A 12,492-nucleotide genomic window follows, 5' to 3' on the forward strand; every position below is an offset into this window, starting at 1 on the left:
ATTAAGACGCCCAACAACTGAGCTCAGCGGCGGTCTGTGCTGTACGGCCGGCTCAAGCCACAAACCGGGTGTACTGGAGCCACGAGTTATACGCGCTACGATCACATCCGACTGGTTTGTTTCGATGTTATTGACACAACAGTGTTATTCTCCACCGTGATTATGACCAAGTACTCGCCCCCAATAGAACCATCAAGCTTGTATGTTAAAACTTCTCGCTTTATAGGATGGCCTCCGCCCCCTTCATCGACACCGATAGTTTCAACATCTTGATATAACGGCACGCCCACAACGGCAATGATTTCTGACTTGCTTTGTCCGCTAGAAATCAGCTTGCCGCTCATCAGCCTAAAACTACCTGCCGCCTGGGCGACCAATGCGCACGACATGAGCGAAAGCAATAGGATGATTTTAAGTTTGTTCATAGTGTTAACTCCGGTATCTATTGGATATACGAGACTGTAGAAAACCACATTTGAGGTTCACCCAACGTAAGCGTCCGGCCATCACAGCTTGATAGCCGGCTTCCAGTTATGAGGCAGTAACTCGTCGATGGCGCTGTTCTTCTGCGTCGGCAGTCGACTCAGCACATCTTTCAGATAGGCGTAAGGATCATGTCCGTTCAGTTTGGCGGACTGGATCAGGGTCATGATGGCGGCGGCGCGCTGACCACTGCGTAGCGAACCGGCGAACAGCCAGTTATTGCGGCCCATTGCCCAAGGCCGGATCTGGTTTTCAACCCAGTTGTTGTCGATCGGCACGGCACCGTCATCCAGATAACGTGTCAGTGCTACCCAGCGCTTCAGGCTGTAATCCAGAGTTTTGGCTGTTCCTGATCCATCCGGCACTTTTTGCCGTTGGGTCAGCATCCATTTATGCAGCGCCTCGGCAATGGGTTTGGCTTGTGTGGCCCTCATGAACTTGCGCTGTTCCGGTGTCAGATCTTTGGCTTCCTGCTCGACCTGGTACAACAGCTTGATGTACTCCAAGGCCTGCTCGGCCAGCGTACTCTGATTGGCGACGTGCAGGTCGTAGAGCTTGCGCCGGGCATGGGCCATGCAGCCGATCTCGATGATGCCCTTGCCGAACCCAGCCTTGTAACCGGCGTAATCATCACACACCAGTTTGCCTTGCCAGTCACCCAGGAAGGTGCGGGCATGCTCACCCGCCCGGCTGGGGGCGAAGTCGTAAACAGTTGCTTTCAGATCAGAGAACGGGGTGGTGCTGTAGGCCCAGACGTAGGCTTTGTGGGTTTTCTTCTTGCCAGGTGCCAGCATGTTGACCGGTGTTTCATCTGCGTGTAAGACGCCATGTTCCAGCATGGCTATTCTCAGGGCGTCGGCCAGTGGTTGCAGTTGGACGCCGCAAGCGCCGACCCATTGGGCCAGTGTGGAGCGAGCGATGGTGAGTCCGGCACGGCCGAAGATGCGTTCCTGGCGATACAGCGGCAGATGATCAGCGTATTTGGCGACCAGTACCTGGGCCAGCAGGCCCGAGGTCGGGATGCCTTTGTCGATGACCTGTGCCGGAACCGGCGCCTGGGTCAGGGTGCCGCACTGGTTACAGGCCCACTTGCCACGGATATGGCGTTCAACGGTGAACACACCCGGTACATAATCCAGTTTTTCGCTGACGTCTTCGCCGATACGCTTGAGCTGACACCCGCAGCGACACTGGGTGTCATCGGGCTCGTGATGGATCAGTGTCCGGGGCAGTTCTGGCGGCAGCGGCGCACGTTTGGGCTGCTGCTTGGGTTTGGTGTCAGGAGGCAGGGTCTCTGCGAGCTCGGCCAGTTCGGCCTCGATGGCTGCAATGTCGCTGTCCACCAGCTCTTCCAGCAGCAACCCTTGATGACCATCCAGCTGCTCGCTGCGCCGGGCGAATTTGTGGCGTTTGAGTATGGCTATTTCGTGGGTCAGCTTCTCGATCACCGCATCGCGGTGGGCCAGAACCCGATCCTTGCTCTCCACGCGATCAAGCAGCTCCATCGCAAGGGCGCGGAGCTGGTCGGTAGAGAGCTGATTGAGATCGGGTCGCTGAGTCATGGCCGGCAGTATGCCAAGCCCCAGGCCTCGTCGCGATTCCCTTATTTGGTGATGGTTCTGCTGACCAGGTTGTGGTTACAGCACCGAGATGACGCCTGCTTCACCCAGGCGCTGCCAAGGCAGCCCCTGAACCAGCGCCATGACCTGCTCATCGGTCAGCTGCAGACGCTCGCCGCGCCAGGCTTCGCCCCAGTGGAATTTGCCCCGGTTCAGTCGGCGGGCACACAGCCAGATACCCAGGCCGTCATGGATGAGCACCTTCATCCGGTTGCCCCGTTTGTTGGCAAATAGGTAGGCGCAGTGAGGTCTGGCCGAGCCAAACACCTGAACCACCCGCGCCAGTGCCGTATCGGCACCGGCGCGCATATCCAGCGGTTCGGTCGCCAGCCAGGTCTCATCAATGCGGATCATCCCAACAGATCTCGCAACAGCGCGGCACACTGCTGGGCCTGTTCTGTGGGCCATTCCACGACAACCGTACCACCGGCACGGGGTATCTCGATACGAATGGTATTGCCAGCACTCGAGACCGACCGGCCGCCCGGAGACGGTGCGACGGCGGGCAAGTTGATTGGCATGAACCCGGGGGTTGCCAGCGGTGCTCCGCCTTCCCGTGCCTGACTGACCCAGCGTCTGACCAGGTTGGCATTGAGCTCATTGTCCAAGGCAATACGGGCCACGGAGACGTCCGGCTGTCGGCACTGAGCAACGATGCTGGCTTTGAATTCAGGAGAAAAACGGCGGCGTGTACGTTTAGGAGTGATTACGCTTAATGAGTTCATCGATAGTGTCCACTAGAAAATACGTGGACACTATCCTGACGGTGCCAGCGCTACGCTCAAGACGGGATCACCGGACGGTTACGCAGGAAATTCGAAAGCTGCGAGGCAAAATCAAGTGGGAAGGCAACTTGGATGAAATGCGGAACGCCCGATGATACTGGTGGATACCAGCGTATGGACCGACTATTTCAATGGCGTCACAAACCCACAAACTGACTTGCTGGACGCCTCAATAGTCCAAGGATCCGTCGCTATCGGCGACCTCATATTTCTAGAAATCCTGCAAGGCATCCGCAACGACAAACAATATCGTCAAACCAAACAAAGCCTGCTCGCGCTGGAACAGTATGAGATGTTTGGCACAGATATGGCGGTCAAGTGCGCCGACAATGATCGAGTGCTTCGAAAAAGGGGCATCACGATCAGAAAAACTGCCGACGTGATCATCGCAACGTTCTGCATAGAGAAGGCGTTACCCCTGCTGTTTTTGGATCGCGACTTTATCCCCTTTGTTGATCGCCTTGGACTTGAGCCTGCCCTGAGAGGAACATAACGATTAAGCTAAGGCGCGGGCTTTAGCCCGTCCCAGCGAACGAAGTGAGCTATTTGAGCGCATAATTAGGCCAGTTTAAGGCAGAGCCGCGGCATCAACGCAAATACTCCCCAGCCCAGATATTCGCGTGTGTAAGCAGCATGACGCTCAGGTTCCGAGGTCAATTTGGACCGCACCTCTTGGGCCAATTCATCATCGGGATTGGCTTCAAGCCATCTGCGCATAGTGAGCCATTTGGCCGCTTCGTACCTGTCCCAACCGTCTTGATTAGCCAGAACCATTTCAACAACATCGTAGCCCTGGTGGCCGAAGGACGCGACCAGTTCTGGTAGCAGAAGGAAGTCAGAGATTGCATTGGCCAAACACCCCTTGGCAATATCTTCCGTTGGTGGCAATTGCCTCCAGTAAGGTTCGCCTATGAGGATGATTCCTCCAGTGCGCAGGCTCCGAGCCAGAAGCTCAATCGTTCCAGCGACTCCCCCGCCGATCCAAGTAGCACCCACACAGGCAGCCACATCGACCTTTTCGTCAGCGACATAGCCTGCCGCATCGTCATGGATGAACTTGACTTGATCAGCCACGCCCAGCTCTTCGGCACGAAGTCTAGCCTGCTCACTGAACAATTGACTCATGTCGACACCGATGCCAATAACACCGTGATCACGTGCCCATGTACATAGCATCTCTCCCGAACCGCTGCCAAGATCAAGTACTCGAGCCTCCGATTCCAGACGCAATGCTAAGCCAAGAGTGGCAAATTTTTCTGGTGTAAACGGATTATGGATGCGGTGCGCGCTTTCCATAATGTTGAATATGCGTGGAATGTCCATTGCGTAAATTTCCTCACAGGTGCTAATGAGCTCGGTAAAGGCCTAACGCTCCGCTTTGTGGCGGTTTTGTAGCCGCGAAGCGGCGGAAAAGCGGCCCCAGCCCCAAAGGGGCAACAACCGCCGTTTGTTATATGCTCACTGGTCTCCGGTGGGTCACTTTCAATCGATGGGAGCTAATTCCTCTTGGTACACTCTCATGCCTCGCGCTACGTAATTAGCCAGTGCGCTTGGATGGTCAAATGTACAAGTGTGGACCCATACTCTTTGTGTACCGGACCACCCCCAGGCAGACTTGATTGCATGGCTTAACAGCGCTCCACCGAACCCCTTGCCGATAGCTCCGGGGGCCAGCCCAAAGTATCGAATCTCGGTGTTATCTCCATCTGGCCTGTACAGCTCATAATATCCAGCGATGCTCCCAAGATGATATGCAACCCAAGTGCGGTGTTGATCGCTTTCTACCAGCGCTCGCCATTGATCGCTGCTCCAATGGTCTAAATCTCCCCATTCCCAATCAGTGCCAACAAGCTCATATAAAAATCGGTTGAATTGGTACTGTGGCTCCTCACACTCCACAACCGTCAATTGATCAGGAAGCGGCTTGAAGTTCAGTTCTTTGGGTGACTTCATCTCTAGAAAGAAAGTTGTGTAATGGCTTTCAGTCACTTTATAACCTCACTCGACTGCATATAATGCCCGGCTTACGCGCCGGTTTGAAGCCACGAAGCGGCGGAAAACTGGTCGCTGTGCAGCCGGTTGTTAAAGCCTGCCAAGCCAGTACTGAGGACGTCGCCGGTCATGGGCAACAGCCAGAACCTGACAACCATCAGGCTTCTCTCGGTAAACGATGGATAGCGGGAATCTGTGAAGGGGGGCTCTACGAAGATCTGGCGGCGACTCAACTTGCCAGGCTTTTGGTGACGCACCAAGTAAACTGGCTAGGGCTTCAAATTCTTCTATGAAGGCACCACCCAATCCCGGAACTTTTGACTCGTAATAGCCAACTGATTCCAGGAACTCGGCTTCCGCTGCCGGGTGAAAAGAATAGTTCATTTGATCAGGGCTTTAGCCTTCCTCATGACATCCTCACCGGACACAGCCTGAACTGAGCCATTGTCGAGCTCTTCACCTCTACGTCGGGCCTCAAGCAACCAATCGGACCTGAGCTCTTCTTGTGACGGAGATTCAAGACTCAAAACCAGTCGCTGGATCAACTGGGCTCGTTCCTCTCTCGGAAGGTGGAGCGCCTCGTCTTCAATTTTCTGGAGATTCATGGAAGAGACCTCTCGTTCGCGTATCACGCAATTTTGACACGGATGGGCGCCGCGTGCCACGGCTCGGTTTTTTCGCTTTAACGCCCGCCATCAGCCGCGCGAGGTACGAGCGTCGGCTGCATGGCATTGTTATAGCGCAACCGGCTCATCACGCATTTTTTCCCAGGTTTGCACCATAAGCTTCTTGGTTGGTCCCCAGCGGTAACCCCCCAGCGCGCCACTCTGCTGTATAACCCGGTGGCAGGGAATCAGTAAAGCAACTGGATTTGCTCCAATGGCGTTACCAACTGCCCTTGCAGACTTGGGGGCACCGAGTGATTTGGCTACTTCGGCATAGCTGGCCACAGCGCCCGTTGGTATTTTCAGCAGAGCTCGCCACACAGCGATTTGAAAATTGGTTCCTGCGACATGGAGCGATAGCGGACCATGCTTAGAAGCAGCATCACTGCTAAAAAATGCATCAATAACATAGCGCGTAGATAGGAGGCTTTCTCTGATCGAACTGAGCGGCCAAGCGTTATGCAAGCTATCTAGCAACTCTTCCATGCTGTTGAAGTCCATGAACTCTGCCCGGCAAACACCACGCCGGGTTACCGCAACAAACATAGGTCCCAGCGGGGTAGCGTGTACACCGTACTCGATATGAACCTGCTTACCTCGACTTTTATACTCGCCTGGTGTGACGGCTTCCAGCTGCACAAAGTGATCATGCAACCTTGAACTGCCGCTTAACCCAAGCTCATGTGAGACCTCGAGCAAGGAACGAGAATTCTCCAGCAACACTTTGCCTCGTTCCAATGTCAGGACCTGTAAAAAGCGCTTCGGCGTAGTACCCGCCCACCGACAAAACAGCCTTTGAAAGTGATACGGACTCAGATGCACATGGGCGGCCATCTCTTCAAGGCTGGGCTGATCAATTGCCCGATCAACCAAATAGGCCATAGCGCTTGCGATTCGGTCATAGTCTGACATGGCGCGGTCTCTCAGACACGATTTATGGATACACCGCCATCTACCAACATCGCAGAACCAGTTGTGAAACTGGAGGCATCGGATGCTAAGTACAATGCGGATTGAGCAATTTCATCTGGTGTCGCCATACGCTTGAGAGCATGCAGGTTATGCACAAACGCCAATGCTTCTGGCGTATTGGCAAATTCACGTCCCGCTGGTGTATCAGTACCACCGGGCAGAAGGGCATTGACCCGGATATTCTGAGGCCCATGTTCTGACGCCAGCACTTGAGTCAACCCAATAAGACCCGCCTTACTGGCTGCGTAGGCAGCCATACCGGGCATACCTGCGGTGTAACCAACGAAGGTAGAGGTGAAAATTAACGAACCTCCTTTTCGGGCAGCCATGGCGGGCAGTTGGTACTTTGCGCCCAAAAATGCGCTGGTTAAGTTGGTCGCAATAACCTGATTCCAGTCCGTTTGCGACATCTCCGGGACAGGGCCCATAGCACCTAGGATAGCCGCATTGTTGAAAGCGATGTCCAATCCGCCAAAGTGACTTACCGCCTTATCTACCAAAGCTTTGGCAAAAGCCTCATCACCAACGTCGCCCGCTAGTGCCAGTGCCTGCCCGCCTTCCGCGTTGATTGATTCCGCAAGGTCATCAAGCTCCTTTTGTCGCCTTGCAGCCACCACGACGGCAGCACCTTCTTTCGCAAAAAGCTTCGCAGTTGCGTAGCCAATACCGGTGCTGGCGCCAGTAACGATAGCAACTTTGTTTGCAAGTATAGTCATCAATCATTCCTCCTAGCTCTGCTCACTATAAAAGGGCACATGCCCGAACAGGGGCTATATTAGGAGGACAAACGACTACCGCCGACCCGAATCTTGCTGTACTTCAATTGCGCTATAACGCTAAAAATAAGCGGCGACCCGACAGGGGCGTCCGGTGAACGGCCGCCAGGCCGGGAACGAACTTGATTGATTTGTTAAATGTCGTCTCGCCATTCTCTATGCTTACATACCCTGTCGTACTCAAGCCATGGCACATCGTGCGACACCCAAATATGAGCCTCTGGTTTTAAACCGGGATCATCGTCCAGAGTGGCTACCCGAACAATTACGTGTGGCTGCGCAGGCCTCTCGGCTACCAAATGAGAACCACAGCGTTTGCAAAAATGGCGCAATTTTCCCGGGGAGGATTCGAACGTAGAAATAGAACTCACGCCGCTGAGCCAACGAAAATTCTCGCGCTTTACTCCTGCAGTGGAGGCAAACGGTGCCGCATGAGCTTTACGACAAGTCTGACAATGACAATGCACAATCGGCATATCCACTGAGTCAATTTCGTAACTTATCTCGCCACACAAACAGCTTCCCTTCAGCCCCATGGGGGATCTCCTTCTGTACATTTAACGCTCACAATAAACGGCGCGAGGAACGAGCGTCCGGCGACCGATTCAGGGACCGAGTTTGATGGCCTTGTTATGGGGTGTTACACCGAAAAGACCCATTACAGCCCTTCTTTTGCCCGAGAAATTGCGGCTTCAATGGCCGCCTTAGCTTGCGGGCTATTTTCCCAGCAAGTTGATCGCAGCATCGAGGCAACCATTTCAGCTATGTCATCCGCTTGATAATTAGCCAAATCAGAAAGCGTATCTATTCCGATTCCCTCAAACCTTTTCACGACGGTAGGCCCCCCACTCCCTTTACAGATAAAAGAGCTTCTCTTTCCGAGGCCGCAAATGCCACACAACCTCCTTGAAACCACATAACGAGGCTGTAGAAAAACCCATTTCGGGCTAAACCATCAGCCATTTTCCTGTTCATGTCTGGCCTCGAATCATCAGGGCAGTGTTTGCTCAATTACCAATCGGTAGATGCCATTATCGCTGTAATAGCGCGCCGACAGGCTAAGCACCGCCGTGCATCAGCCACATTGCCCATAATTCGCCAGCTTCTCTAGGTTATGCACCAGGCAATACAACTGCCATTGGCCCTGGACCTTTCTGCGGCCACGCAAGCTGAACCGATTCAGACGTTTGTTGGTGCCGATATTGCCAAACACAGGCTCCACCACCGACATCCTGTGGCTATAAATCGCTTTGCCTTCGGGGCTGTCCACGCGGTGCTTCATCCAGTCGGTGTAACTGGGTGGCCGCTTGGCTTCAAGCTGGAATGATACTTGTCGTCCGGCGCCCCTGCGGTGCTCTGCTGCCTGCGGGTTATGCATGCAGGCTTCGCGCTTGGGGCAGTTGCGGCATTGCAGCAGTCGCCCTTCGAAGTAACCGACTGGGATGCCGTTGTCATTTGCCCGTACGCCTCGGTAGCTGAGCTGGTGCCCAGCGGGGCAAATGCAGCTCATCTTTATTGGGTCAAACTCAAAAGCACTGGCTGGAAACGTTGTTTTGCGGGTCTGGCCTGCAGGCTTCTGGTGGAGCTTGCCGTACTTGTCTTTCTGCTCAGCAAAGCGCGGGTCGCGACTGCGGAAGCGGTTATCCGGGATGTAGCCGTTGATCTTCCGGTCGTGCAGGTACTGCATATTCGCTTCGTTGGCAAAACCCGTGTCAGCAGTAACGACGGTGCCTTGCTGGTAGATGCTTTCGGCGATGCCCAGCTTCTTATAGCGGGCTTCGACCGTTTCCAGTACCGGTTGTAGGGTGTGGTGCTCCTGGCCTTCGCCAAAGGCTTGGGCATCGATGATGACCTGGTGTTTCCTGTCCACTGTGACCACGCCGTTATAACCCTGGAGCGTGCCCTTGCTGGTGGTCATCTTGGCGCTTTCGTTATCGGTGATGTTGCTCTTCACTTCCTTGCGGCGTTTACCCTGGCCCATCCTTGGACTCTGGGTCTTTAAAAAGCGATCGACCTTTTCCATGGCCTGATCCAGCGAGAGGATCATCTTGCCGTGGCGGATAGCCCGTTCCATCTCGGCTTCGGTCTCGGCAACATCATGCTGGCGATGCTCGTTCAGGTGGTGGTGTATCAGCTTGCGTAGCTTGTCGCGCTTGGCCTTCAGTTCCTTGAAGGTGCCTGACCACTCCTTGGCGGCATTGGATGAGGTCTTGCAACCGTCGATGGCAAACAGCTCGTTACCCAACAAACCCTGCTGGTGACAGACCAGCAGCACCTGCTCAAACACGGCTTCTATGGCTTCTGCATTCTCGCTGACAAAGCTCGCCAGCGTGGTGACGTGCGGGACCGTATCGCAGGACAGTGCCTTGAACAGAATGTTGGTTTCGCAGCACCACTGGATCTGGCGGCTGGAGGTAATGCCCTTGGAGTAGGCGAACAGAATGATCTTCAGCAGGATGGCTGGATCGTAGGCCAGGCGGCCTGTGTCTTCATTACGATAGCGCGGATGAAATACCGACAGATCCAGCTTGTGTTCAATCAGATAATGAACGGCGTACTCGAACGTACCTGGCTGGAGCTGCTCCTGGTAGTTGATCACCACCATGCTGTGCTGGCTGTAGTCGTAGGGCTTGAAGCGTGGCATGCAACACTCCTTGTTGGGTCTGCCCAAATCCTAGCAAATCAGGGGTTTTTCTACAGCCTCAACGCCCGCATTTGCGGCTGGTTTGGAGCGCAGCGGAGAACCTGTCCGACAACATGCGCTTGTTAGTGTACGTTTACCTACATAGCTCTATCAGTAACTCAATGGAAGACCTCATCTCTGCTTCGGTAAATACGTTTCCAGAGTTTGGATGGTGTATTGCATTTCTAATATATGTTGGTAGTGTCTCGTATGTTGTACGTCCGAACATTGAGCTTTTGTAGTGCCTTGACGAGTCGTATAGTGAGTGAGCTTTAATATAGTCATCACAGGACTTAACACTATTTTTCGATTCTTTGTCCTGAAGCCAGCCATATAACTCGATATGATAGTCATTCGAAATAATATCAAATGCAAGATAGTTTGTTTCAGCGCTTGTAACTGATGGGAGGACTGTCGGAGAGTCTATTTTTTTCGCTCGAACAACTCCGTTTTCTTCTTCGAGAACGACAATTAAATTTTCATCGTTATTTGCAAGCGCCTCTTTCAGAACGTGGTCTGAATGAGTGGCGAAGAACATTTGAGCTTTAAGTTCATTATCTTTAGTGAATAAATCTTTGTAGTAACCAAGTATTCTCTGCTGCCATTTAGGATGCATGCTAAGCTCAGGCTCATCAACAAGAATGGCGGAGCCATTCAATATATTACTATTGCGCAACAAATATATACCACGGAATACTATTTGTTTTTCCCCTGTACTTAGCTTATCTACAGGTATAGAAGATCCGTTTTTCGAAAATGTAATAGTTTTCTCATCATTAATGTCAGTTACTTTTTCGTATGCTAACCTATCAAAGAAGTTGTCAAAAGCATTTTTGAATCTGTATAAGTTGGACTCCGGGTAAAATTCATCCCATGGTCTCGGCGAGCCACCTAAAGTTTTATTTATTTCAGCATACAAATTATTGTCTTGATTAACCACGTCAACCACTAGCTGCTTTAAAGAAGTGAAATCATCACTACCATCAACATCATATTTCTCTTTGTCTAGCGAGCTGGTAGTGGTAGTAGTAATTTTTTTTGTTTTGTAATCAGCTCTTGCCTTGGAGTAAACGCACCCGTAATATCTCAAATCGTTAATATTTGAGTCCATTTTTACTCTATTATTGTTCCTATCCTCACGAATTTTTATTATTGCTTGGCTTTCATCAATCAAATCAAAAAAGGTTTTATGAGTAGTTCCATCAGAGGGATGAACAGCCTTGAAAACTTTACCTTCATCAGTAACATAATTGATGAACTCGAAATACTCGAAAGAACCAGCATTTAAGAAATCACTCAGAACCTCTAATAATGTTGACTTTCCAGTACCATTCTCACCAGCAAACACAATTGTTTCGTAAGGTTTGTTCGTTGAATAATTGTTAAAATCCAACAGTAAATTCCCTAGGATGGGATGGTTTATCAATTTTAGTTGTAAGATTTTCATAGCGTTCGATTACTGCCTTATACACTAACGCCCGCCTCTGCGGCTGGGATGAACTGGCGGCTTTTTTGCCAGCGCAGCGCCGCAAAAAAGGTGACAGATCGGCACAGTCCGTAGCAGGCACTTGTTATGGCTCGAACTACTCATCACGCTCATAGTCCCACCTATTAACCTTACCCCAGCCTGTGAATACATACGATATTTTAGAGTTTGGACTCTTGTATAAGTAGCTGTATGAGCAATCTTCTTTCTCGAAGCTCGGGCTACTTAAGTACTTTGCATCTTGATCCTTAGATAAAGTCCGAACAACTCTCTCAGTAGCATACTCTTCACTGAATGAGCATTCTCCCCACCCTTGAACAAGAAGGGCGATTAGCAAGAGAATCGCCAAAGTTGCGCCGCCGACTACATATTTCATTCGGAACCTGTACTTGGCTCAGCCATAACGCCCGCAGCACGCGCGGCTTTGGAATGGAGGCGCAGCCGCAATGGAGAGACGTCGCTGTGACTGCGATTGTTAGCATCACTTGCAAACTGCCCTATCAGTGACAACACGCAGTGATTTGCATTCAGGACAAAAAAGACCAATCTTTATTTTTCTATGAAACCTGCGACCACATGCTTTGCATAAGAAAAAATATGGAGGCCCTGGATGAAACCTTGGCATCTTAAGCCCTCACTTTTTATTCATTTCCATTGAGGCCTCACCGTACCCTTCTGCTTTAACCGTGAATTTCCTATCATAACCATTAGTAATGCTTAGAATTAATGCCAAACCTAAAAAAGCAACGGCAGTTATCGCGGCGATACCCATACCAGTTGTTGCAGTTAGGCCAACGACTCCAACAGCACCACTTACCCCACCAGTGAAGGGCGTTGCAGCCAAAGCAGCTCCAAGGACAACCAAGGCAGGTTTAGAAACTTTCTTAATCGCCTCGGCTTTATGAATTTTCTCAGCCAGATCCCCTTTTACGATTATCTTCTCAACTTTGTTTTTAACCGCAGCCTCAAGCTCTTCTTTTGTTCTTACTTCAACTGAGTTACTCATATTTTGTACTCCTGACTTAGATTTA

General features: G+C 51.7%; 16 protein-coding genes. 1 reads left to right on the top strand and 15 read right to left on the bottom strand.

Annotation, left to right across the window (positions count from 1 at the left end):
- Window positions 1-101 precede the first annotated feature (101 nt).
- From K787_RS0101890 to tnpA, 4 genes are all read right to left on the bottom strand, one after another.
- On the bottom strand, window positions 102-425 hold the full coding sequence (locus K787_RS0101890; protein WP_022961088.1) for a hypothetical protein: 324 nt from the start codon (window positions 423-425) through the stop codon (window positions 102-104).
- Window positions 426-506: 81 nt separating this feature from the next.
- Complete coding sequence (gene tnpC, locus K787_RS0101895) at window positions 507-2,045, bottom strand: IS66 family transposase (protein ID WP_022961089.1); 1,539 nt, start codon at window positions 2,043-2,045, stop codon at window positions 507-509.
- Between the two features lie 75 nt (window positions 2,046-2,120).
- Window positions 2,121-2,456, bottom strand: coding sequence for an IS66 family insertion sequence element accessory protein TnpB (tnpB, locus tag K787_RS0101900; protein WP_022961090.1), 336 nt, complete (start codon window positions 2,454-2,456; stop codon window positions 2,121-2,123).
- Window positions 2,453-2,827, bottom strand: a complete 375-nt coding sequence (tnpA, locus tag K787_RS0101905; protein WP_022961091.1) for an IS66-like element accessory protein TnpA — start codon at window positions 2,825-2,827, stop codon at window positions 2,453-2,455. Before tnpA ends, tnpB begins: the two co-directional genes overlap by 4 nt.
- Before the next feature lie 151 nt (window positions 2,828-2,978).
- Between tnpA and vapC the strand changes: the two genes are divergently transcribed.
- Window positions 2,979-3,380 carry a type II toxin-antitoxin system VapC family toxin gene (gene vapC / locus K787_RS0101910; RefSeq protein WP_022961092.1) on the top strand — a complete coding sequence of 134 codons (402 nt, stop codon included), beginning with the start codon at window positions 2,979-2,981 and terminating at the stop codon, window positions 3,378-3,380.
- A 65-nt stretch (window positions 3,381-3,445) separates the two neighbouring features.
- Here the strand turns inward: vapC and K787_RS0101915 are convergent, their stop codons facing one another.
- The 11 genes from K787_RS0101915 to K787_RS0101955 form a co-directional block, all read right to left on the bottom strand.
- Entirely contained in the window at window positions 3,446-4,210 is a 765-nt protein-coding gene (locus K787_RS0101915) for an SAM-dependent methyltransferase (RefSeq protein ID WP_022961093.1), read from the bottom strand.
- 159 nt (window positions 4,211-4,369) lie between these two features.
- Window positions 4,370-4,840: a GNAT family N-acetyltransferase gene (locus tag K787_RS0101920; RefSeq protein ID WP_028614495.1), complete on the bottom strand. Its 471-nt coding sequence runs from the start codon at window positions 4,838-4,840 to the stop codon at window positions 4,370-4,372.
- Window positions 4,841-4,969: 129 nt separating this feature from the next.
- Window positions 4,970-5,263 carry a type II toxin-antitoxin system RelE/ParE family toxin gene (locus K787_RS25795; protein WP_370736710.1) on the bottom strand — a complete coding sequence of 98 codons (294 nt, stop codon included), beginning with the start codon at window positions 5,261-5,263 and terminating at the stop codon, window positions 4,970-4,972.
- Entirely contained in the window at window positions 5,260-5,484 is a 225-nt protein-coding gene (locus tag K787_RS0101930) for an addiction module protein (protein WP_022961096.1), read from the bottom strand. The genes K787_RS25795 and K787_RS0101930 overlap by 4 nt, the downstream gene beginning before the upstream one ends.
- A gap of 129 nt (window positions 5,485-5,613) precedes the next feature.
- On the bottom strand, window positions 5,614-6,456 hold the full coding sequence (locus tag K787_RS0101935; protein WP_022961097.1) for a methylated-DNA--[protein]-cysteine S-methyltransferase: 843 nt from the start codon (window positions 6,454-6,456) through the stop codon (window positions 5,614-5,616).
- Between the two features lie 11 nt (window positions 6,457-6,467).
- Window positions 6,468-7,232 carry an SDR family oxidoreductase gene (locus K787_RS0101940; RefSeq protein ID WP_022961098.1) on the bottom strand — a complete coding sequence of 255 codons (765 nt, stop codon included), beginning with the start codon at window positions 7,230-7,232 and terminating at the stop codon, window positions 6,468-6,470.
- Window positions 7,233-7,426: 194 nt separating this feature from the next.
- Complete coding sequence (locus tag K787_RS24550; protein ID WP_235801890.1) at window positions 7,427-7,828, bottom strand: GFA family protein; 402 nt, start codon at window positions 7,826-7,828, stop codon at window positions 7,427-7,429.
- A gap of 122 nt (window positions 7,829-7,950) precedes the next feature.
- Window positions 7,951-8,124, bottom strand: a complete 174-nt coding sequence (locus tag K787_RS24555) for a helix-hairpin-helix domain-containing protein (RefSeq protein ID WP_235801891.1) — start codon at window positions 8,122-8,124, stop codon at window positions 7,951-7,953.
- A 243-nt stretch (window positions 8,125-8,367) separates the two neighbouring features.
- Entirely contained in the window at window positions 8,368-9,936 is a 1,569-nt protein-coding gene (locus tag K787_RS0101945; RefSeq protein WP_022961099.1) for a transposase, read from the bottom strand.
- A gap of 133 nt (window positions 9,937-10,069) precedes the next feature.
- Complete coding sequence (locus K787_RS0101950; protein ID WP_161785931.1) at window positions 10,070-11,368, bottom strand: AAA family ATPase; 1,299 nt, start codon at window positions 11,366-11,368, stop codon at window positions 10,070-10,072.
- A 727-nt stretch (window positions 11,369-12,095) separates the two neighbouring features.
- Window positions 12,096-12,467, bottom strand: a complete 372-nt coding sequence (locus K787_RS0101955) for a PM1101 family membrane protein (RefSeq protein ID WP_022961102.1) — start codon at window positions 12,465-12,467, stop codon at window positions 12,096-12,098.
- Window positions 12,468-12,492: the final 25 nt, after the last annotated feature.

Source organism: Halopseudomonas pelagia CL-AP6 (assembly GCF_000410875.1).
GTDB classification, from domain to species: domain Bacteria; phylum Pseudomonadota; class Gammaproteobacteria; order Pseudomonadales; family Pseudomonadaceae; genus Halopseudomonas; species Halopseudomonas pelagia.